Here is a 20,511-nt window from a genome sequence, read left to right as displayed (position 1 = left end):
TGTTCTTAGATACTAAGAATTTGACTTGAGCATATCAAAGAGCGACGTAGTTGGTACGATTTTTCAGTTTCTTTCCGTTAATGTAATGCAAGTGCGTATGATCAACATAAAAAAAGGTCTGGATTTACCGATAGAGGGCGCACCTCAGCAAGTTATTCATGATGGCTCTGCCGTCAAACGTGTAGCTGTGCTAGGTGAAGAATATATTGGTATGCGTCCAACCATGCATGTCCGCGTGGATGACCAAGTCAAAAAAGGCCAGGTACTTTTTGAAGACAAAAAGAACCCAGGCGTATTATTTACTGCACCAGCTTCTGGGGTAGTTAAAGAAATTAATCGTGGTGCTAAACGTGTGCTGCAATCTGTTGTTATTGAAGTTAATGGCAGTGAGCAAATCACCTTTGACTCTTTCAAGGCCGACGAGCTTTCGAGCTTAGACCGTGAAAAAGTGAAAGAAGTACTTGTTCAGTCAGGCCAATGGACAGCACTTCGTGCTCGCCCATTCAGCAGAATAGCTGCGTTGGATGCAAATCCTAGCTCTATTTTTGTAACGGCTATCGACACTAACCCGTTAGCTGCAGATCCTGCAGTTATTATTGCTGAGAATTCTGCAGCATTTGAAGCGGGTTTAGCGGTGGTATCTCGTTTAACTGACGGCAAAGTATTTGTTTGTAAACACGCTGGTAGCCAAGTGCCTAGTTCATCAATCCCTCAAGTAGAAGTACATGAGTTTGGTGGCAAACACCCGGCAGGCCTAGTGGGTACACACATTCATCACTTAGACCCAGTTTCTGCTAGCAAGCAGGTTTGGCACTTAGGTTACCAAGACGTTATTGCCTTTGGTAATTTATTCCTAACAGGTGAAATCTTCACAGATCGTGTTGTTTCGCTTGCAGGTCCTCGTGTTAAAAACCCACGCTTAGTGAAAACTCAGTTAGGTGCTTCTTTAGATGATTTAGTCGCTGGTGAATTAGAAGACGGTGATAACCGTGTTATTTCTGGTTCTGTTTTATCAGGTTCTATTTCACAAGGTCCACATGCGTTCTTAGGTCGTTACCATGTTCAAGTATCTGTATTACTTGAAGGTCGCGAAAAAGAATTGTTTGGTTGGATTGCGCCAGGTTCTGACAAGTTCTCAGTAACACGTACCTTCTTATCTCACCTAACGCCAAGCCGTCTATTCAACATGACGACTTCGACAGGTGGTTCTAAGCGTGCCATGGTTCCAATTGGTAGCTATGAGCGTGTTATGCCTTTAGACATCTTACCTACATTATTACTACGTGACTTAATCGCACGTGATCTTGATAGTGCTATAACGTTAGGTGCTCTAGAGCTTGATGAAGAAGATTTAGCGTTATGTACCTTCGTTTGTCCAGGTAAATACGAGTACGGTTCAATCCTACGCGATTGCTTGACTACGATCGAGAAGGAAGGCTAGAGAGATGGGTTTAAAGAAATTTCTAGAAGATATTGAGCCGCATTTTGAACCGGGTGGTAAACACGAAAAATGGTATGCGCTTTACGAAGCTGCAGCGACTATTTTTTACACGCCTGGTTACGTAAATAAAGGCAAAACACACGTTCGCGATAACATCGACCTAAAACGTATGATGATTTTAGTGTGGATGGCGACGTTCCCTGCTATGTTCTTTGGTATGTTCAACATCGGTCATCAGGCCGCAGGTGCGCTTGCACAAGGTTTTGAACTAGCAAACTCATGGCAAGTTGGTCTGTTCCAATTGTTTGGCGGTGAATTATCTGCTGAATCAGGTTGGGGCGCGAAAATGTTTTACGGTGCCTGCTTCTTCCTACCAATCTACGCGACAACATTTATTGTCGGTGGTTTCTGGGAAGTATTATTTGCTTCAGTGCGTAAGCACGAAGTAAATGAAGGTTTCTTCGTAACGTCTGTATTATTTGCACTAATCCTGCCTGCAACGATTCCACTATGGCAAGTTGCGCTAGGTATTACGTTTGGTGTTGTAATCGCTAAAGAGATCTTTGGTGGTACAGGCCGTAACTTCCTAAACCCTGCGCTTGCTGGTCGTGCGTTCTTATTCTTCGCATACCCTGCACAAATTTCAGGTGACACAGTATGGACAGCAGTAGATTCATTCTCTGGTGCAACTATGCTAGGTCAGGCAGTTGTTGGCTCACTTGATTACAGCAACATGGAACTATGGTGGAATGCATTCTACGGTTTCATTCAAGGTTCTGTTGGTGAAACATCAACACTTGCACTATTAATCGGTGGTTTATTCCTGATTTATGTGCGTATCGCGTCATGGCGTATCGTGCTAGGTGTTTTCCTAGGTATGGTTGCAACGTCATTCTTACTAAACACGGTTGGTTCTGAAACGAACGCTGTATTTGCTATGCCTTGGCACTGGCACTTAGTATTGGGTGGTTTTGCATTTGGTATGTTCTTCATGGCAACAGACCCAGTATCTGCATCATTCACAGACAAAGGTAAGTTCGCTTACGGTGCGTTAATCGGCTTTATGGTTGTAATGATCCGTGTTGTTAACCCGGCATTCCCAGAAGGTATGATGCTAGCAATCTTATTTGCTAACTTATTTGCGCCATTATTCGATCACTTTGTAGTGCAAGCTAATATCAAGCGGAGGTTGGCACGTAATGTCTAGTAATAACGAATCAATCGGCAAAACGCTAACCGTTGTTGTTGCACTATGTTTAGTGTGTGCAATCATCGTATCGTTTGCTTCAGTTCAGCTTCGTCCTTTACAGCAAGCTAACAAAACACAAGATATTCAGCGTAATATCTTAGCGGCTGCAGACATTGAAGTTTCGGGTACTGTTTCAGATACCTTCAACTCAAAAATTGAAGCACGCGTAGTAGATATGAGCACAGGTGAGTTTGTTGAAGGTGTTGATCCTAACTCATTTGATTTCGAGAAATCTAAATTCGACCAAGCGCGTAGCTTTGCGTTGAAAGCAGAAGGAATTAAAGACATCGCGGGTATCCAGCGTATGACGAAAAATTCACCTGTTTATATCTCGAAAAAAGCAGATGGTTCTACAGATGCAATCATTCTTCCTATCCAAGGTTACGGCCTTTGGGGTGTAATGTATGGCTTCTTAGCGCTTGAGAGCGATGGTGAAACTGTTAAGAACATCAATTTCTTCAAGCACAATGAAACGCCTGGTCTTGGTGGTGAGATTCAAAACCCACAATGGACTGCTAAATGGCAAGGTAAAGAGTTACCAATCAATATCATGAAGAGCGGTGCGAGCAATGAACATCAAATCGATGGTCTTTCAGGTGCAACGTTAACGTCAAACGGTGTTGATCATACAGTTGACTTCTGGACTGGCGAGCATGGCTTTGGTCCATTCCTTGCGAAAGTACGTGAAGGAGCGTTGAAATAATGGCTGATACTAAAGAAATGAAGTCGGTCCTATTTGGCCCGGTATTCGCAAATAACCCAATCGCACTTCAAGTACTTGGTATTTGTTCTGCGCTAGCGGTTACATCAAGCTTAAAAAATGCACTAATCATGTCAATCGCATTGACACTTGTAACTGCGTTTTCTAGCTTCTTTATCTCATGTATTCGTAACCAGATCCCATCATCTGTACGTATTATCGTGCAAATGACGATCATTGCGTCACTGGTAATCGTTGTTGACCAAGTTTTACAGGCATTCTCTTACGCAACTGCAAAAGAGCTATCTGTATTCGTTGGTCTAATCATTACTAACTGTATCGTAATGGGTCGTGCGGAAGCATACGCAATGAAATCACCACCACTGATGTCTTTCTTAGACGGTATCGGTAATGGTTTAGGCTACTCAGTCGTGCTATTAACGGTTGGTTTCATCCGTGAGTTATTCGGTAAAGGTTCACTATTCGGTGTTGATATTATCCCACTTGTACAAAATGGTGGCTGGTATCAACCAATGGGTCTATTGATTTTACCACCGAGTGCATTCTTCATTATTGGTTTATTCATTTGGGTACTTCGTACCGTTAAGAAAGACCAAGTAGAAGCAAAAGCGTAAGGGGCGAGCAGTGGAACATTATATTAGTTTATTTGTAAAAGCGGTTTTCATTGAAAACTTAGCTTTAGCCTTCTTCCTAGGTATGTGTACTTTCCTTGCAGTATCAAAGAAAGTAACCACATCAATCGGCCTAGGTGTGGCAGTTATCGTGGTATTGGGTATTTCAGTACCAGTAAATAACTTGGTTTACCACGCTGTTCTTGCACCGGGTGCATTAGAGTGGCTTGGCTACCCAGAAGCAGACCTTAGCTTCTTACGTTTCTTGACATTTATCGGTGTTATTGCAGCACTTGTACAAATTCTTGAAATGGCATTAGATAAGTTCTTCCCTGCACTATACAACGCGTTAGGTATCTTCTTACCTTTGATCACAGTTAACTGTGCGATCTTCGGTGCGGTATCTTTCATGGTTGAGCGTAACTATAACTTCGGCGAGTCTGTTGTTTATGGTATCGGTTCAGGTGTGGGCTGGGCACTAGCAATTACATTACTTGCTGGTATCCGTGAAAAAATGAAGTACTCAGACGTTCCTGATGGCTTACGTGGTTTAGGTATTACCTTCATCACTGTTGGTCTTATGGGTCTTGGCTTTATGTCATTCTCTGGTATTTCACTTTAAGGTAGCGAGGATAAATCATGAATGAGATTTTCTTAGGTGTTGGTGTTTTCATCGCTATCGTTGTACTACTAGTTTTAGTCATCATTGGTGCTAAATCTAAGTTAGTTGCAAGCGGCGATATCATCATCGGTATTAATGGCGACCCAGAAAAAGCTATTAAAACATCTGCAGGTAGCAAGCTATTAGGCGCGCTGTCTGATTCAGGTATTTTCGTATCATCTGCATGTGGTGGCGGTGGCTCATGTGGCCAGTGTCGTGTACACATTAAAGAAGGTGGCGGCGATATCTTACCAACAGAACTTGATCACATCTCTAAAGGTGAAGCCCGTGAAGGCTGCCGTTTAGCGTGTCAGGTTAATGTTAAAAACGACATGGAAATTGAACTTGAAGAGTCAATTTTCGGTGTTAAGAAGTGGGATTGTGAAGTTATCTCAAACGATAACAAAGCAACGTTTATCAAGGAACTTAAGTTACAAATTCCTGATGGCGAATCAGTTCCGTTCCGTGCCGGTGGTTATATTCAAATCGAAGCCCCTGCGCACCACGTTAAATACGCTGACTTCGATATTCCTGAAGAATATCGTGGCGACTGGAACCACTTTGGTTTCTTCGATCTGGAGTCTAAAGTAGACGACGAAACAATTCGTGCTTACTCAATGGCTAACTACCCAGAAGAAGAAGGCATTATTATGCTTAACGTGCGTATCGCTACGCCGCCGCCAAGAGACCTAAGCCTTCCATGTGGTAAAATGTCGTCGTACATTTGGTCACTTAAAGCAGGCGATAAGGTTACTATTTCTGGTCCATTCGGTGAATTCTTCGCGAAAGACACTGATGCAGAAATGGTATTCGTAGGTGGTGGTGCAGGTATGGCACCAATGCGTTCACATATCTTTGACCAACTTAAGCGCTTAAAATCTAAGCGTAAGATGAGTTTCTGGTATGGTGCGCGTTCTAAGCGTGAAATGTTCTATGTTGAAGATTTCGACGGCTTAGCAGCAGAAAATGATAACTTTGTATGGCATACAGCACTGTCTGATCCACAACCAGAAGATAACTGGGAAGGTTACACAGGCTTCATCCATAACGTACTTTATGAAAACTACTTGAAAGATCATGAAGCGCCAGAAGATTGTGAGTTCTACATGTGTGGTCCTCCAATGATGAATGCAGCTGTTATCAACATGCTTAAAGACTTAGGTGTAGAAGACGAAAACATCTTATTAGATGACTTCGGTGGCTAACACCCATACACAAAACAATTAGTTTTGGTTAGAATACAAGCCTCGTAGCACACCGTGTTACGAGGCTTTTTTATTTCTATACCACTGTCGATTGGTATCCAAAAGGTGAGTTGCTATGAATAAAGTGTTTTATCGCCAAGGCTTTGTGGCCTTTTTCCTACTAACTGTTACTTTACTCATGGCTGGTTGCAGCCAAGCAGATAAAGCCCAAGAGCTCTATCTTGAAGGTAAGACCATGGGAACGACATACCACATTAAAGTATTTGCTGAACCTTCTAAGCTAGAAGGGATTGATTTGCACCCTGAAATTAAGCAAGTGTTGAAAGAGGTTAATCAATCTATGTCGACGTATATTCCAGACTCAGAAATTAATCAATTTAATCGCTTGCCTGCAGGGCAGGTTATGCCGATCAGTGATGATTTTCGTCAGGTCGTTGCGGAGTCTATTCGTTTGGGTGAATCTACAAAAACCCTTGATGTGACGATGGGTCCACTAATTGATTTATGGGGCTTTGGTCCAGATAAAAAACCGACTAAACGCCCAAGCGATGAAGCGCTGGCTGATATGGTCGCGAAAATTGGTGTTGATAAGCTTCAGTTAAGCGATGCTGGTCTTCTGAAGACGGTGGATGGCTTAGAATTGTCATTTTCAGCAACAGCAAAAGGCTACGGTATTGATAAGGTTGCGCAAGTAATTGAAAGCCATGGCTTAGAAAATTATATGGTCGAAATTGGCGGCGAGCTTCGTGTGTCTGGTATCAAGCCAGATAATATCACCTGGAAAATCGCTATCGAACAACCCGACGCTGAGCCGGGTGTGCGCAAAGTACATAAAGTGATTGAGCCGGGCACGAATGGCATTGCAACGTCGGGTGATTATCGCATTTTCTACGAGATGGATGGGGTAACCTATAGCCACTTAATCGACCCTGAGACGGGGATGCCAAGCCGCCATGATTTGGTATCTGTTACCGTATTGCACCCTTCGGCAATGACGGCTGATGGTTTAGCAACAGCATTGACGGTAATGGGAATGGAGCGGGCGCAAAAATACGCTGAACAACATGACCTGCCAGTGTATTTAATTGCTAAGTCAGACAATGGCTTGGTCACTTATTCTAGTCCTGCCTTTAAACCATATTTGTAGCAGAGCAAGAAGCAGTTTATAATACGTGCAGCCCAGTCGAATGGGCTTGATTTAATTGCTGACGATAGGGGCAAAGCAATGTCACTTTTTCTTCTTACTTTTGGTCTACTTATTTTAATTGTGGCAGCGATGGCTGTGGGCATGATTGTGCAAAAGAAATCAATGGCCAGTAGCTGTGGTGGCTTAGGTGCCGTGGGTATCGATAAAGCCTGTGACTGTGATGATCCATGTGACAAGCGTAAAAAGCGCATGGCAAAAGAACAAGCGTGGAAAGAGAATCAAATTCTGTAACCACACAAAAAAGCGCCTAAGGGGCGCTTTTTTAATGCCCGCGATTTTTTATTCTCGAATAGGCACCTAGTTCAACCCAATTAATTTAGCACCCAGGACTGCATATTGATTTGCATGGTTTGCTGTTAGCAAAAAGGCTGCAGGAGCATGAAGTGTTGGAATCGAGGTGAACACTCTTGGACACGTATATATAGGCCATTGTGAGTTATTCGTGAGTTTATGCACCTGACCTGAGAAACAGCTATAGCCTTCTTTTAATAACGCCTTATAAGTGCTGTCAGTCAATGTGATTGGTTTCGTAATAATGTAGCTGTTGCCTATATTAAAGCTCAATTTGCTGGCATCTAATGTCTGGTAACCTTGGCGAATACTACTTATATCGCCGAGTTCTTTGATGGTAGGCAATCTACCCTTATCATTTATGGCAATATCAATCTGATAGTCACCCATCTCACTGTTTACCATCACATCATCAATGAGTAGGTCGACCCAATTATCTTTCGCATTAAATGGGATTGCATGATACTGCGCTACGGTGGCTTTTTTCCAATCACCCGTTACTAAAGAATCAATCGCCTTTTTATAAAGAACACGGTTAACTTTTCGCGCTACTTGACGGTTTGGATCCTGAGGGTAAGCACCCGATTCAATTAAAATAGTGCGAATCCCTTTTTCAGAAAACGTATCACCAAAACTGCGGTATGAGTAGCTGTCGTTGTATTTGCCTAAGTGGCCGGGGATCATGTTTTCTACCGTGGCTGCCAAATGGGCCGTAAACTGCATCGCTTCTGCACGCGTGGTATTAATTTCACGTGCTTCATTATAAGCCGGTGCGAGCACAGAGATGGTTGCTTGTTTGCCTTTTTTGCCAGCCCCATAATAGGCATTTTGATCGTGTAAGTTAAAGCCAAAATCAGGCTTAAATTGCGTTGCAGCCGCCATTAAAATTTGCCCTTCTTGGGTGCGCAGAGCTTTCGCATCACGATTAAGATCGATCCCTTGTGCATTGTGGCGCGTTTGAATGGCGGCACCGTCAGGGTTAACCATAGGAATAATGCGCAGTGTAAGCTTTGTTTGCCACTCTTTTAACCATGCCGCGTTTTCAGGCGCTGTGATAAAGGTTAAAAAATCCATTAGTGCTGCCGTTGCGGTGTTTTCGTCGCCATGCATTTGGCTCCACATCATTACTTTAATAGCGCCTGAGCCAATATCAAGTGCATTTATTGGTTGCCCTTGGTATGAGCTACCTAGCTGTTGCAAAGTAATTGCAGGGTGCATAGCAGCTTTTTTTAGTTGGGGTTCTATATCGATGTAATAAATTGCTGGCTTATCGAATCCATGAACTCTTGTGTCTTCAATGCTGTTTGCAAATGCATGAGAACTGCTAAGTAATAAGGCGGTGGTAAGTGCATACTGGTACATATATAACTCTATTATTCTTAATCGTGTTTTAATGAAGAATATTATATTTTAGCTCTCTTGGCTAATCCTTGTTCAGTAACACAATACAAGTAGATACTGAGTAGGTATGTGTTTAAACGCCATTTTTATGCAATTTTCTTTTTAGGCATTGCTTTTTGCTATATTAAATACTCTAGCTTTTTTAGATGCTTAGCTTCATATTTTGGGGTTGTTTACATTTATTTATCAGTTGAATAAACAATGCTTAACGCAGTGCTGTTAAATTCTACTTGTACCGTACGTTGACTTTGTTATACTCCACATCGAAATTTCAGTAATTACTGAAACTTTATTGATGAAGATCAAGTTGCCGCGCTTAATTATAGGGTAGAGCGTCTACCTTTATTGCGGCCAAAGTTATAAAAAGGCATGTGTTTTGCGAGTAATTAATCCGTCACAAGGTGTTAAACAATCTAGTTTCGCTAGATTGCAATTAGCTGCGCGTGCGTTTTTTGCTGGCAAAGAACTGTTGTCTGTTTTAGCCTTGCTGATCATTAATTCAGCCATGCTAATTAACGGTGCGGTAGAAGATGCACATGAGTTAAGAAGTTTATTAAGCGAAGGTGCTTTGTATGAAACACCGTTACTTAATGTATTGAGCTTTTTAGCTTACCCCGTGGTGTCTTGCCAATTATTAATTGGCTTATGCTGGTTGGTCTTCCATTTCTTTCCTGCGCGTCGTGCAGGTGTCATTTTACGTAAAGCGGCCTTCGCTGCACGTGAAACGATAAAGTCTTTAGTAGTACACAGCGCACATGGCTGTCGTGCTCCTCCTCGTGTAAGTGGTTGTCTGTAAATAAGCTTTGTTGCTTAAGTTCAGCCATTTTAGTCGTTTTCTAAGTTGTCTTTACTAAGCACCTAGTGGGCTTTCTACGTCCAAATTTCAGTCAGCTGACCTAACTATTCCCTCTCTTAACGTGGCGATAAATTGTGCTCGTTATGTGGCTAGGGATATCTGTGGCCGTTCGTTGCTACAGAAAAGCGTCGTGTACTTATCGACAAGTGTTAACTTTTAGGTTGTAGGATATTCCTTTGTCAATTCGTAACCTTTGTAATATTGCTCTAGCGTCTTTAGTGCTGGCTTTGACTGGCTGTGAAGGCGGGGTACTTGATCCAAAAGGTCAAATTGGGGCCGACGAAAAGTATTTAATCATCGTAGCAACGGTATTAATGCTGATTGTTGTAATCCCAGTGATTGCCATGACAATTTATTTTGCATGGAAATACCGTGATGGACGAGACCAAGAAATTTATGCTCCTAAGTGGGCTCACTCTAACAAGATTGAAGCGGTGGTGTGGGCTATTCCTATTATCATCGTGGTTATTTTAGGTGTGATCACCTGGCAGTCAACGCAAGAGCTTGACCCTTATAAACCGCTAGAAGGTAAAGGTGAGCATCTCACTGTTGAAGTGGTGTCTTTAAATTGGAAATGGTTATTTATCTACCCTGAGCAAGGCATTGCGACAGTCAACGAGTTGGTGTTTCCCGCTAACGTGCCTGTTCAATACAAGATTACCTCAGAAAGCACCATGAACTCGTTTTTCATACCTCAGCTTGGTAGCCAAATTTATTCAATGGCAGGCATGGAAACCAAACTGCATCTAATAGCTGATGAACCGGGTACTTTTAAAGGTTTCTCTGCTAACTACAGTGGGGCAGGTTTCACAGGCATGAAGTTTAATGCCATCGCCACGCCAACCCAAGCAGACTTTGATGCATGGGTAAATAAGGTGAAAAATTCAGGGTCTGCACTTACTAAAAAGACCTATGTTGAACTAGCTAAGCCAAGTGAATACGACCCAGTTAAATACTATGCCAGTGTCGACAAAGATATGTTTCATTCAATTGTAATGAAGTATATGCAAGCGCATGGCTCACACGGTGCAATGCAACACGCAATGCCTGAGCACTCTGCTCATAAAGGGCACGGCGAGGACGAGGAATAATCATGTCGTTGTTAGGTAAATTAACATTAGACGCAATCCCGTTTCATGAACCAATTATCATGGTTACCATGACGGTGGTTGCTGTCTTAGGCTTGCTAGTTGCAGGCTTAGTAACAAAATATAAAAAATGGGGCGTGCTTTGGCACGACTGGATCACGTCAATTGATCATAAGCGCTTAGGGGTTATGTACATCATTCTTGCGCTTATTATGTTATTCCGCGGCTTTGCTGATGCCATTATGATGCGATTACAATTAGCAATGGCTACGGGCGGTGCAAGTGGTTACTTACCACCTGAACATTACGACCAAATTTTTACGGCGCATGGGGTGATCATGATCATCTTTATGGCGATGCCGTTCATGATTGGTCTAATGAACATTATTTTGCCACTGCAAATTGGTGCACGTGATGTTGCTTTCCCATTCTTAAATAATTTAAGTTTTTGGCTAACTGCTGGCGGTGCGATATTAATAAATATTTCACTGTTTTTCGGTGAGTTTGCAAAAACAGGCTGGGTTGCCTATCCACCATTATCCGAGTTGTCGTTTAGTCCGGGCGTGGGGGTCGATTATTATATCTGGGCCTTGCAAATATCCGGCTTAGGTACCTTGCTAACGTCGGTTAACTTCTTAGTGACAGTTTTCAAGATGCGTGCACCCGGCATGACCTTAATGAAAATGCCTATTTTTACGTGGGCATGTACGTGGGCAAATATCTTAATTGCAGCCTCGTTCCCAATTTTGACTGCTGTGCTTGCAATGCTGACACTTGACCGTTATCTCGATTTCCACTTTTTCACCAATGAATTAGGTGGTAACGCGATGATGTATATCAATTTATTCTGGGCGTGGGGTCACCCTGAAGTTTACATTCTCATTTTACCTGCGTTTGGTATTTTCTCAGAGGTTATCTCTACTTTCGCTGGTAAACGTTTGTTTGGCTACAAGTCGATGGTTTATGCAAGTGGTGCGATTTCTATTTTAGGTTTCATCGTATGGCTTCACCACTTCTTCACTATGGGGTCAAGTGCGAACGTTAATGCCTTCTTTGGTGTCATGACCATGGTGATTGCAGTGCCGACGGGTGTAAAACTCTTTAATTGGTTATTCACTATGTACCGTGGTCGTTTACGAATCACAGTGCCCGTACTTTGGACTCTGGGTTTCATGGTGACATTCACCATTGGTGGTATGACCGGTGTATTACTTGCAATCCCTGGTGCTGACTATGTATTACACAACAGCTTATTTTTAATCGCTCACTTTCATAACACCATTATTGGTGGTGCAGTGTTCGGTTACTTAGCAGGTTTCGCATTTTGGTTCCCTAAAGCAATGGGCTTCAAACTTGACGAACGCTGGGGCAGAAGGTCTTTCTGGTGCTGGTTAATTGGTTTCTTTGTGGCATTCATGCCGTTATACGTGCTTGGTTTCTTAGGTATGACTCGTCGTTTAAACCACACAAATAACCCAGATTGGAACATGTGGTTATACATTGCAGCAGGCGGTGCGGTGATCATCATGTTCGGTATCTTGTTCCAAGTAGTACAACTTGTTGTGAGTTTTAAAAACCGCGAGCAATTAGATGATACAACAGGTGATCCATGGAATGGTCATACGCTTGAATGGGCGTCTGCATCACCTCCGCAGTACTACAACTTTGCAAAAATTCCCCATGTTGATGACATTGATGCATGGACTGACATGAAAGAAAAAGGCTTAGCTTACAAACAAGAAGCATCTTATAGCCCAATTCACATGCCAAAAAATACGCCAGCGGGTGTATTGATGAGCGGAGCATTAACAACGTTCTGTTTTGCCATGATTTGGCATATATGGTGGCTTGCAGCCTTTGGTTTACTGGGTGCTATCGCGATATTTATTAAACGTTGTTACACAACTGATGTTGATTATTACGTGCAACCAGATGAAATTGTTGAACTTGAAACGGCGCACAATACCGCCGCGACTAAAGGGGTGAATGCATGAGTACTATCACTGCAGATTTAAACACCTTAAGTAATGCTCAAGGTCATGTTGAAGCACATGATAGTGAGCATCACGACACAGGTGGCAACACGGTATTCGGTTTTTGGCTTTACTTAATGACCGACTGCTTATTATTTGCTTCTTTCTTTGCAACTTATGCCGTGCTGTTTATGAACACAGCCGGCGGCGTGTCAGGCAAAGACATTTTTGAACTTGATTTTGTCGCGGTTGAAACCGCGGCACTCCTACTAAGTAGTATTACATTTGGCTTTGCGATGATTTCTGCACATTCGCAGAAAAAGGCAGCAACATTGACCTGGTTACTTGTCACTTTTGCTTTTGGTGCTGTGTTTATTGGTATGGAAGTGTATGAGTTTCATCACCTAATTGCGCACGGTAATGGCCCGCAACACAGTGCCTTTTTAACGTCGTTTTTCTCTTTAGTCGGTTTACATGGTCTGCATGTAACAGCGGGTTTAATTTGGATGACAATCATGATGATCGAAGTTGTTCGTCGTGGTTTAAACCCGCAAACAGTGACACGCTTAAGTTGTTTAAGTTTGTTCTGGCACTTTTTAGATGTGGTGTGGATCTGTGTGTTTACCGTTGTTTATTTAATGGGAGCAATGTAATGAGTCACAGTGAATCGCATGTCATTAATAACTTAGAAGTACACGCACACGACACACAATCACATGGCAGTATGAAAGACTATTTTATTGGCTTTGTGTTGTCAGTGATTTTAACGGCTATTCCATTTTGGGCTGTGATGAGTGGGTCGTTTTCAAAACCAGCCACCGTGTGGTGCATTGTGACTATGGCGGTTGTGCAAATTTGGGTGCATTTAAAGTACTTCTTGCATTTAAGCTTTAAAACTGAAGACGGCAAAGCCAGCTCATTGTCATTTATCTTCAGCGCCATAATTATCGTGATGGTGGTTGGTTTGTCGGTGTGGATCATCTACGAATCGAACGCCATGATGATGTATTAAATAACAATTATTTTTATGTAATTGATATAAAGATTTACGAAAGGAGCTGGTTAGTTTGAGATTATGTCTCCAGTTCTGACAGTCTGTTATTAGCTAGTTTCTTTCGTAATTTTGCGTTTGTGCAGAATATTAGAGGAGTCGAGGAAGTGTTTCGACGTTATTTAAATGTCACTAAACCTGGCATTATCATGGGCAATTTAATCTCTGTTGCGGGGGGATTCTTGCTAGCCTCTCGTGGCGATGTTGACCCATGGTTAATGGTCGCAACTTTGCTTGGGTTATCTTTAGTTGTGGCATCTGGATGCGCTATCAATAATGTGATTGATCGTGATATTGATGTTGCAATGGCGCGCACTCGCAAACGCGTCACAGTCACTGGCGAAATGTCAGCAAAGGCCGCTATGGCACATGGCATCGTGCTGGGTGTTTTTGGTTTCACATTATTAGCCGTTTATACCAACGTGGTGGCACTCTTATTTGCTACGTTTGGTTACGTCATTTACGTCGGTGTATACAGCTTATATATGAAACGTCGTTCTGTGTATGGCACCTTTGTCGGTAGTTTATCGGGCGCAGTTCCACCTGTGGTGGGCTATTGTGCGGTAACGGGACAGTTTGATGCCGGTGCTTTGATTTTATTGGTAATGTTTAGTTTATGGCAAATGCCTCATTCATATGCAATTGCAATCTTTCGTTATAACGACTACCAAGCGGCCAGAATTCCCGTGTTACCCGTAGCGCAAGGGATCGAAAAGGCAAAGCATCACATTGTTTTATATATCGCCGTGTATGCGTTGGTTGTGATGTTATTAACCATTAGTGGTTATACAGGTTTAGCTTTCATGGCTGTAGCTTGTACAACGAGTTTTTGGTGGTTGCTTATGGCGCTCAGAGGTTATCGTCGCAATATTGATGTAAGCGGTTGGGCGCGCCAAGTGTTTGCTTTTTCGATAGTAAATATTACGGTTTTGAGCATAGCGATGGCTTTAGATTACCACTCAGTAGCTCCTCAGCTACTGGTTTTAACTTAGAAAAAAGTTGCTAACATATCCCAATGTTACAGTAGCAAAGGCCCGGTTTTTTCTCCACCGGGCCTTTTTTCGTTTCGTTAGTTAATAAAACGAGTTAGACCAATTTTTTAACTAACCCCTCACTATCTTTCGTGTGACTACAAGTGGTATCACTAAAACTGTGCAGCTTGCTCAACCACAATGCCATGGCGAGCGGCTAAGCGGCGATGATCTTTATCATAGCCACCACCAATGACCGTTGCGACAGGCACATTATGTTCAAGGCAACGCTTAAGGACTAAATGGTCGCGTTGTTCAATACCTTGCCAGCTTATATCTAATTTTCCTAGGCCATCTTGCTGCCATACATCAACGCCTGCATCGTAAAGTACTAAATCTGGATTAAGGGTTTTTAGTAAGTAACTTAGCGTATCATCAACGATGCCAATGTACTCTTTATCGCTAACACCCGGGTTTAAGCCAATATCGAGATCACTGGCTGATTTGCGAAATGGAAAGTTCTTCTCACAATGAATCGAACACGTATACGCATAGGGTTGATGGGTGAGCATGGCTGCAGTGCCATCACCTTGGTGAACATCTAAGTCAAAAATCAGCACATTGGTCACTTCGCCGCTCTTTATCAGTGTTTCACTGGTGAACGCTAAATCGTTTACCATGCAATAACCCGAACCAAAATCATAATGGGCATGATGAGTGCCGCCAGCTAAGTGGCAGGCAAGCCCATGTTTTAAAGCGAGGCGTGCGGTTTGTAAGGTGCCAAGTGGGGCTGTGAATGTTCGTGCCATCAATTGTTCAGACCAAGGTAAACCAATTCGGCGCATGGCTTTTTCATCCAAGCGGTTATGCCACAGGTCATTAATGTAGTCATCGCAATGCACCAGTTCCAGTGGTGCGGGGCTGCCTAATATCGGCTGTACTAAATTATCACTGATCAGGCCAAGGCTTTGAACATGGTCATATAAATAAGCAAATTTACTCATTACAAAGCGATGGTTAGGATCGAAGCTAAAGGAATAATTAGGGTGATATACCAAGGGTAAGTGGGGGTTTAAGTACATAACTCATTTAATAACGGGATTTGCTACAGCATAGCGAATTTATTCGCCGTTGTTTACTCTGGTACGTGAATTAAGTGTGCTAACTCACGATGTAATAGGCCTTCATCGCCTAAGTTCAGCTCAATCAGGCGCTTCAAATGACTGATACTGTCGATATCAATATGTTCGCAAATAAGTCCAGCATGCTGCTGTTCTACATGGCACAACTCGACTCGCATTTTAATCTCTACAGTTGAGTCGGGTAGGGTAAACGATAAAACGGCTTTACTGTGGATAGGAACTAAAAATGAATCGCTTTTGGTTATAAGCGCACCATGCAAGGATAAATCAAGCAGTTGACATTGATACTTATACTCATCAATACAAAGCGTTGCAGGGCAAGAAAATAATACCCGAGAAAACTGTCTACGCTCATTCATGGTGTGATCCCCAAGTCATTGTCGTTTCATAAACTTAATTCGCTAAAATCAGTATAGTTCAATATGCAAGGTGTGAGTGAAACGATTGCTGGTAAACGTTATCGGTCACAAAAAAGCCCCAAGAAGGGGCTTTTGAATAAGACGGTAAATTAACCAATCTTTTTATATTTAATACGCTTAGGTTGTGCGGCTTCTGCGCCTAAGGTTTTCTTCAACCACTCTTCGTATTCTGTGTAGTTACCATCGAAGAAGTTAATTTGGCCTTCGTCACGGTAATCAAGAATATGCGTAGCGATACGGTCAAGGAACCAACGGTCATGCGAGATACACATTACACAGCCTGGGAACTCTAGAATTGCGTTCTCAAGTGCACGAAGTGTTTCAACATCAAGATCGTTAGTCGGCTCATCCAGTAGTAATACGTTACCACCCGCTTTTAATAGCTTTGCAAGGTGTAAACGGTTTCGCTCACCGCCTGATAAGTCTTTAACGAATTTTTGTTGGTCGTTACCTTTGAAGTTAAAGCGACCAACATAGGCGCGGCTTTGGAATTCAAAGTTACCAATTTTTAATACGTCTTGACCGTTAGAGATCTCTTGGAAAACGGTGTTGCTTTCATCCATGTCGCCACGGAACTGATCAACGGTAGCAAGCTCAACTGTTTCACCCACAAGGATTTCACCACTGTCTGGCTTTTCTTCACCGCTTAACATTTTGAATAAGGTTGATTTACCCGCACCATTGGCACCGATAATACCTACGATTGCACCTTTTGGCATCGCAAAGTTTAAGTCGTCGATTAAAACACGATCGCCAAAGCTCTTCTTAAGACCTTTTACTTCAATAACTTGGTCGCCTAAGCGTGGACCCGGTGGAATGAATAGCTCATTCGTTTCGTTACGTTTTTGGTAATCGTTCTGTTGTAGCTCAGAGAACTGTGCCATACGCGCTTTAGACTTAGCTTGACGGCCTTTCGGATTTGAACGAACCCATTCAAGTTCTTGTGCAATTGACTTTTGACGTGCTTTTTCAGATTTTTGTTCTTGTTGTAAACGTAAATCTTTTTGCTCAAGCCATGATGAGTAGTTACCTTCCCACGGAATACCTTCACCACGGTCAAGTTCTAGAATCCACCCAGCAACGTTATCTAAGAAGTAACGGTCGTGGGTTACAGCGACCACAGTACCTTCGTAGTCGTGTAAGAAACGCTCTAACCATGCCACAGACTCTGCGTCTAAGTGGTTGGTTGGTTCGTCAAGAATCAGCATGTCTGGTTTTTCAAGCAGTAAACGACAGATTGCAACACGGCGACGCTCACCACCCGAAAGGTGTTCAATTTTAGCATCCCACGGTGGTAAACGAAGAGCATCTGCTGCGCGCTCTAATACGTTATCGATATTGTGACCGTCGTGTGCTTGGATAATTGCTTCAAGCTCGCCTTGCTCTTTTGCAAGTGCATCAAAGTCAGCATCTTCCATAGCATACTCGTTGTATACTTCATCAAGACGGTTTAGCGCATTTTTTACTTCGCTTACGGCTTCTTCAACGGTTTCGCGTACTGTTTTGTTTTCGTCTAAAACAGGCTCTTGCGGTAAGTAACCTATTTTTGTGCCAGGTTGTGGACGAGCTTCACCTTCAAAGTCTTGGTCAACACCTGCCATAATGCGAAGTAACGTCGATTTACCTGCGCCATTTAGACCAAGCACACCAATTTTTGCGCCCGGGAAAAAGTGTAAAGAGATATCTTTTAAGATAGTGCGCTTAGGCGGCACAACTTTAGAAACTCGACTCATCGAGAATATAAACTTATCTGGTAACACCATGAAAAGAGCCTTCAATTTATAAGAAAAATTAACAGCCACTATTGTATACCCAAACCACCTCAAAATACAGAATTCAGCGTTTATCAGGGGCTTAATATCATGGTACTGCTTTGCAAAAATAGCGCATGCATTTAAGGAGCATAAATGCAGAGTAAGCGCCTTATAAGCATTGCACAAAGGCTTAAAAGTCATTTTTACAGCGGTGTTGGCTTAAACACAATAACAAGCCACTTTTTGAGATGCTTACTCTTTTATCGTGATTAAACACAACCGTCATTCGCAGAGGCACTGCTTTTAGCAATTTAAGGGCCTGCGCATCAACGAAACTGGCTTCCTAAGAGGTTGCTTTAGCACAAATAAAAAAATCATTTGGACATCTAAACATCTAGAGGTTGAAATTTCTAACTATCCGTTCATAATTAGCAGTCTAATAAGTATGCTCGGAGCCCACTATGCCCATTACAGTCAAAGATGAATTGCCCGCAATTGTAAAATTACGTCAAGAGAACGTATTTGTAATGCCTAAAAGTCGTGCGAAAACGCAAGAAATTCGTCCAATGCGTTTGGCCATCTTAAACTTAATGCCGAATAAAGTGGAAACCGAAGTGCAGTTTATTCGGTTGTTGGCTAATTCACCGTTGCAAGTGAATGTTGAGCTGCTGCGTTTAGACACCCACCGAAGTAGCAGTACCTCAGAGCAACACCTCGATACGTTTTATCGTTACTTTTCTGAAGTAAAAGACAATAACTACGATGCCATGATCATCACAGGCGCGCCGCTTGCACATTTAGAGTATGACGACGTTGCTTACTGGGATGAGCTAAAAGTGATTTTAGACTGGGCTGAGCACCACGTTACGTCAACATTATTTTCATGTTGGGCGGCTCACGCAGGGCTTTATCATCACTATGGTTTAAAACGAGAGTTAATGCCTAATAAGCTCAGTGGCGTGTTTACGCACAAAAGTTATTTTGAGCATGCCGCGTTAACGCGCGGTTTTGATGATACCTTTTTAGTTCCGCACTCGCGCTATGGCCACATTGATATTGAAAAAATTAACAGCTGTGATGATTTAGTAGTATTAGCAGGGTCTGAGCGTGTTGGGGCGTATTTAATTAAGAATAAATCAGGCAGCCAAGTATATATAACGGGCCATCCTGAGTATGATGCGCATACATTAAAAGGGGAATATTTACGCGACTGCGAAAAGTCAGACGATGCGCCAAAACCAGAAAACTATTTCCCTGACGATAACCCAGATAACGAACCGTCGAAAACATGGCAAAGTCACGCCTTTTTATTGTTTTCGAATTGGTTAAACTACTACGTGTACCAAACAACACCGTATGATATTAACCTAGTTAGCCAAGACGTAAGGACTAACAACTATGCCGAGTAATGCAGTGAATAAACGCGAACAATTAACCGAGGCGCTCAAGCAGCGAATTTTGATCCTCGATGGCGCGATGGGCACCATGATCCAAGAACATAAATTAGAAGAACAAGACTATCGCGGTGAGCGTTTTAAAGACTGGCATGTCCTTATTAAAGGCAATAATGATTTATTAAGCCTTACTCAGCCAAAGATTATTGCTGATATTCACCGCGCATACCTTAATGCAGGTGCCGACATTATCGAAACCAATACGTTTAATGCCACCACTATTTCGATGGAAGATTACGACATGGCGAATTTAAGCCGTGAGATCAACCTAGAATCAGCCAAGCTTGCTCGCAGTGTCTGCGATGAATTTGAAGCAAAAGATCCAAGTAAACCTCGTTATGTGGCGGGGGTATTAGGGCCAACGTCAAAAACTTGTTCTATTTCGCCTGATGTCAATGACCCCGGTTATCGTAACATTAGCTTTGATAAGTTAGTGACAGCATACGTTGAATCAACCTTGGCACTGATGGAAGGGGGAGTTGATTTAATCTTAATCGAGACCATATTCGATACCTTAAATGCAAAAGCGGCCTCGTTCGCAGTAGAAGAAGCCTTTGAGCAAGCAGGGCGCACGTTGCCTGTCATGATCTCAGGCACCATTACTGATGCCTCAGGGCGAACTTTATCGGGGCAAACGACCGAAGCTTTTTATAATTCGATTCGTCATATTAAGCCGTTATCTATTGGTCTTAACTGCGCACTGGGTCCGGATTTATTACGCCAATATGTCGAAGAGTTATCACGCGTTTGTGAAACTTTTACCTCGGTTCACCCTAATGCAGGTTTACCCAATGAGTTTGGTGAGTACGATTTAGAAGCACCTGAAATGGCTGAAGAAATAATCGATTGGGGCAAGTCAGGCTTTATTAATATTGTTGGTGGTTGCTGTGGTACAACCCCTGCACACATTAAAGCCTTTGCCAAAGGCCTTGCAGGAGTTAAGCCTCGTCCATTGCCTGAGCTTGAAGTGCGTATGCGCTTATCGGGCCTTGAAGCGTGTAACTTAAACTAAGGTA

At 42.7% G+C, this 20,511-nt stretch carries 20 protein-coding genes; 16 read left to right on the top strand and 4 right to left on the bottom strand.

Going from position 1 to position 20,511, the window contains the following annotated elements; all coding sequences use genetic code 11:
* The first annotated feature begins 97 nt into the window (after positions 1 to 97).
* The 8 genes from GZH31_RS12165 to nqrM all read left to right on the top strand — a co-directional run bounded on the left by GZH31_RS12165 (position 98) and on the right by nqrM (position 7,326).
* Positions 98 to 1,441 (top strand): Na(+)-translocating NADH-quinone reductase subunit A, encoded by a 1,344-nt coding sequence (locus GZH31_RS12165; RefSeq protein WP_036969071.1) that lies wholly within the window; start codon positions 98 to 100, stop codon positions 1,439 to 1,441.
* A gap of 4 nt (positions 1,442 to 1,445) precedes the next feature.
* Positions 1,446 to 2,648: an NADH:ubiquinone reductase (Na(+)-transporting) subunit B gene (locus GZH31_RS12160; RefSeq protein ID WP_036966483.1), complete on the top strand. Its 1,203-nt coding sequence runs from the start codon at positions 1,446 to 1,448 to the stop codon at positions 2,646 to 2,648.
* A complete protein-coding gene (locus GZH31_RS12155; protein WP_036966485.1) occupies positions 2,641 to 3,393 on the top strand; it encodes a Na(+)-translocating NADH-quinone reductase subunit C in 753 nt (250 codons plus the stop codon). Before GZH31_RS12160 ends, GZH31_RS12155 begins: the two co-directional genes overlap by 8 nt.
* The gene (locus tag GZH31_RS12150; protein WP_036966488.1) at positions 3,393 to 4,025 is read left to right on the top strand and encodes an NADH:ubiquinone reductase (Na(+)-transporting) subunit D; all 633 of its coding nucleotides are present in this window, start codon (positions 3,393 to 3,395) and stop codon (positions 4,023 to 4,025) included. Before GZH31_RS12155 ends, GZH31_RS12150 begins: the two co-directional genes overlap by 1 nt.
* A 10-nt stretch (positions 4,026 to 4,035) precedes the next feature.
* The gene (gene nqrE / locus GZH31_RS12145) at positions 4,036 to 4,644 is read left to right on the top strand and encodes an NADH:ubiquinone reductase (Na(+)-transporting) subunit E (RefSeq protein WP_016708692.1); all 609 of its coding nucleotides are present in this window, start codon (positions 4,036 to 4,038) and stop codon (positions 4,642 to 4,644) included.
* A gap of 17 nt (positions 4,645 to 4,661) precedes the next feature.
* On the top strand, positions 4,662 to 5,888 hold the full coding sequence (gene nqrF / locus GZH31_RS12140; protein WP_036966491.1) for an NADH:ubiquinone reductase (Na(+)-transporting) subunit F: 1,227 nt from the start codon (positions 4,662 to 4,664) through the stop codon (positions 5,886 to 5,888).
* A gap of 115 nt (positions 5,889 to 6,003) precedes the next feature.
* On the top strand, positions 6,004 to 7,035 hold the full coding sequence (locus GZH31_RS12135) for an FAD:protein FMN transferase (RefSeq protein WP_075594433.1): 1,032 nt from the start codon (positions 6,004 to 6,006) through the stop codon (positions 7,033 to 7,035).
* 78 nt (positions 7,036 to 7,113) lie between these two features.
* Complete coding sequence (gene nqrM / locus GZH31_RS12130; protein ID WP_036966498.1) at positions 7,114 to 7,326, top strand: (Na+)-NQR maturation NqrM; 213 nt, start codon at positions 7,114 to 7,116, stop codon at positions 7,324 to 7,326.
* Positions 7,327 to 7,392: 66 nt separating this feature from the next.
* Here the strand turns inward: nqrM and GZH31_RS12125 are convergent, their stop codons facing one another.
* Positions 7,393 to 8,748 carry a M14 family zinc carboxypeptidase gene (locus GZH31_RS12125; RefSeq protein ID WP_075594434.1) on the bottom strand — a complete coding sequence of 452 codons (1,356 nt, stop codon included), beginning with the start codon at positions 8,746 to 8,748 and terminating at the stop codon, positions 7,393 to 7,395.
* Positions 8,749 to 9,163: 415 nt separating this feature from the next.
* Here GZH31_RS12125 and GZH31_RS12120 point away from each other — a divergent pair, with 415 nt between their 5' ends.
* The 6 genes from GZH31_RS12120 to cyoE all read left to right on the top strand — a co-directional run bounded on the left by GZH31_RS12120 (position 9,164) and on the right by cyoE (position 14,747).
* Complete coding sequence (locus GZH31_RS12120; protein WP_036966501.1) at positions 9,164 to 9,583, top strand: hypothetical protein; 420 nt, start codon at positions 9,164 to 9,166, stop codon at positions 9,581 to 9,583.
* 236 nt (positions 9,584 to 9,819) lie between these two features.
* Positions 9,820 to 10,734 (top strand): ubiquinol oxidase subunit II, encoded by a 915-nt coding sequence (gene cyoA / locus GZH31_RS12115; RefSeq protein ID WP_065978653.1) that lies wholly within the window; start codon positions 9,820 to 9,822, stop codon positions 10,732 to 10,734.
* Between the two features lie 2 nt (positions 10,735 to 10,736).
* Positions 10,737 to 12,725 (top strand): cytochrome o ubiquinol oxidase subunit I, encoded by a 1,989-nt coding sequence (gene cyoB, locus GZH31_RS12110; protein WP_036966505.1) that lies wholly within the window; start codon positions 10,737 to 10,739, stop codon positions 12,723 to 12,725.
* Positions 12,722 to 13,357, top strand: coding sequence for a cytochrome o ubiquinol oxidase subunit III (gene cyoC / locus GZH31_RS12105; protein WP_036966507.1), 636 nt, complete (start codon positions 12,722 to 12,724; stop codon positions 13,355 to 13,357). The genes cyoB and cyoC overlap by 4 nt, the downstream gene beginning before the upstream one ends.
* A complete protein-coding gene (gene cyoD, locus GZH31_RS12100) occupies positions 13,357 to 13,716 on the top strand; it encodes a cytochrome o ubiquinol oxidase subunit IV (protein ID WP_065978652.1) in 360 nt (119 codons plus the stop codon). The genes cyoC and cyoD overlap by 1 nt, the downstream gene beginning before the upstream one ends.
* Before the next feature lie 146 nt (positions 13,717 to 13,862).
* Positions 13,863 to 14,747 carry a heme o synthase gene (cyoE, locus tag GZH31_RS12095; protein ID WP_180311043.1) on the top strand — a complete coding sequence of 295 codons (885 nt, stop codon included), beginning with the start codon at positions 13,863 to 13,865 and terminating at the stop codon, positions 14,745 to 14,747.
* Between the two features lie 152 nt (positions 14,748 to 14,899).
* On the opposite strand, the gene GZH31_RS12090 is transcribed toward cyoE, so the two are convergent.
* From GZH31_RS12090 to ettA, 3 genes are all read right to left on the bottom strand, one after another.
* Positions 14,900 to 15,808 carry a histone deacetylase gene (locus GZH31_RS12090; RefSeq protein WP_180311042.1) on the bottom strand — a complete coding sequence of 303 codons (909 nt, stop codon included), beginning with the start codon at positions 15,806 to 15,808 and terminating at the stop codon, positions 14,900 to 14,902.
* 53 nt (positions 15,809 to 15,861) lie between these two features.
* Positions 15,862 to 16,227 (bottom strand): PilZ domain-containing protein, encoded by a 366-nt coding sequence (locus GZH31_RS12085; RefSeq protein WP_180311041.1) that lies wholly within the window; start codon positions 16,225 to 16,227, stop codon positions 15,862 to 15,864.
* A gap of 149 nt (positions 16,228 to 16,376) precedes the next feature.
* Complete coding sequence (ettA, locus tag GZH31_RS12080; protein WP_036966523.1) at positions 16,377 to 18,050, bottom strand: energy-dependent translational throttle protein EttA; 1,674 nt, start codon at positions 18,048 to 18,050, stop codon at positions 16,377 to 16,379.
* Positions 18,051 to 18,502: 452 nt separating this feature from the next.
* On the opposite strand from ettA, the gene metA reads away from it, so the two are divergent.
* Positions 18,503 to 19,450 (top strand): homoserine O-succinyltransferase, encoded by a 948-nt coding sequence (metA, locus tag GZH31_RS12075; RefSeq protein WP_036966526.1) that lies wholly within the window; start codon positions 18,503 to 18,505, stop codon positions 19,448 to 19,450.
* Positions 19,440 to 20,507 carry a homocysteine S-methyltransferase family protein gene (locus GZH31_RS12070; protein ID WP_065978650.1) on the top strand — a complete coding sequence of 356 codons (1,068 nt, stop codon included), beginning with the start codon at positions 19,440 to 19,442 and terminating at the stop codon, positions 20,505 to 20,507. Before metA ends, GZH31_RS12070 begins: the two co-directional genes overlap by 11 nt.
* Positions 20,508 to 20,511 lie beyond the last annotated feature (4 nt).

This window comes from Pseudoalteromonas sp. JSTW (genome assembly GCF_013423925.1).
Classification (GTDB): domain Bacteria; phylum Pseudomonadota; class Gammaproteobacteria; order Enterobacterales; family Alteromonadaceae; genus Pseudoalteromonas; species Pseudoalteromonas lipolytica.
The sequence above is the reverse complement of the archived record's forward strand: the minus strand, read 5'-3'. Positions and strand labels throughout refer to the sequence as shown.

What these genes read in the sequence shown, in the direction of transcription:
- ettA (WP_036966523.1), bottom strand. Translation starts at nt 18,050, where the DNA reads ATGGTGTTACCAGATAAGTTTATATTCTCGATGAGTCGAGTTTCTAAA.
- GZH31_RS12135 (WP_075594433.1), top strand. Translation starts at nt 6,004, where the DNA reads ATGAATAAAGTGTTTTATCGCCAAGGCTTTGTGGCCTTTTTCCTACTA.
- GZH31_RS12125 (WP_075594434.1), bottom strand. Translation starts at nt 8,748, where the DNA reads ATGTACCAGTATGCACTTACCACCGCCTTATTACTTAGCAGTTCTCAT.
- GZH31_RS12085 (WP_180311041.1), bottom strand. Translation starts at nt 16,227, where the DNA reads ATGAATGAGCGTAGACAGTTTTCTCGGGTATTATTTTCTTGCCCTGCA.
- GZH31_RS12150 (WP_036966488.1), top strand. Translation starts at nt 3,393, where the DNA reads ATGGCTGATACTAAAGAAATGAAGTCGGTCCTATTTGGCCCGGTATTC.
- cyoC (WP_036966507.1), top strand. Translation starts at nt 12,722, where the DNA reads ATGAGTACTATCACTGCAGATTTAAACACCTTAAGTAATGCTCAAGGT.
- GZH31_RS12155 (WP_036966485.1), top strand. Translation starts at nt 2,641, where the DNA reads ATGTCTAGTAATAACGAATCAATCGGCAAAACGCTAACCGTTGTTGTT.
- GZH31_RS12070 (WP_065978650.1), top strand. Translation starts at nt 19,440, where the DNA reads ATGCCGAGTAATGCAGTGAATAAACGCGAACAATTAACCGAGGCGCTC.
- GZH31_RS12165 (WP_036969071.1), top strand. Translation starts at nt 98, where the DNA reads ATGATCAACATAAAAAAAGGTCTGGATTTACCGATAGAGGGCGCACCT.
- GZH31_RS12090 (WP_180311042.1), bottom strand. Translation starts at nt 15,808, where the DNA reads ATGTACTTAAACCCCCACTTACCCTTGGTATATCACCCTAATTATTCC.
- metA (WP_036966526.1), top strand. Translation starts at nt 18,503, where the DNA reads ATGCCCATTACAGTCAAAGATGAATTGCCCGCAATTGTAAAATTACGT.
- nqrM (WP_036966498.1), top strand. Translation starts at nt 7,114, where the DNA reads ATGTCACTTTTTCTTCTTACTTTTGGTCTACTTATTTTAATTGTGGCA.
- nqrF (WP_036966491.1), top strand. Translation starts at nt 4,662, where the DNA reads ATGAATGAGATTTTCTTAGGTGTTGGTGTTTTCATCGCTATCGTTGTA.
- cyoD (WP_065978652.1), top strand. Translation starts at nt 13,357, where the DNA reads ATGAGTCACAGTGAATCGCATGTCATTAATAACTTAGAAGTACACGCA.
- GZH31_RS12160 (WP_036966483.1), top strand. Translation starts at nt 1,446, where the DNA reads ATGGGTTTAAAGAAATTTCTAGAAGATATTGAGCCGCATTTTGAACCG.
- cyoB (WP_036966505.1), top strand. Translation starts at nt 10,737, where the DNA reads ATGTCGTTGTTAGGTAAATTAACATTAGACGCAATCCCGTTTCATGAA.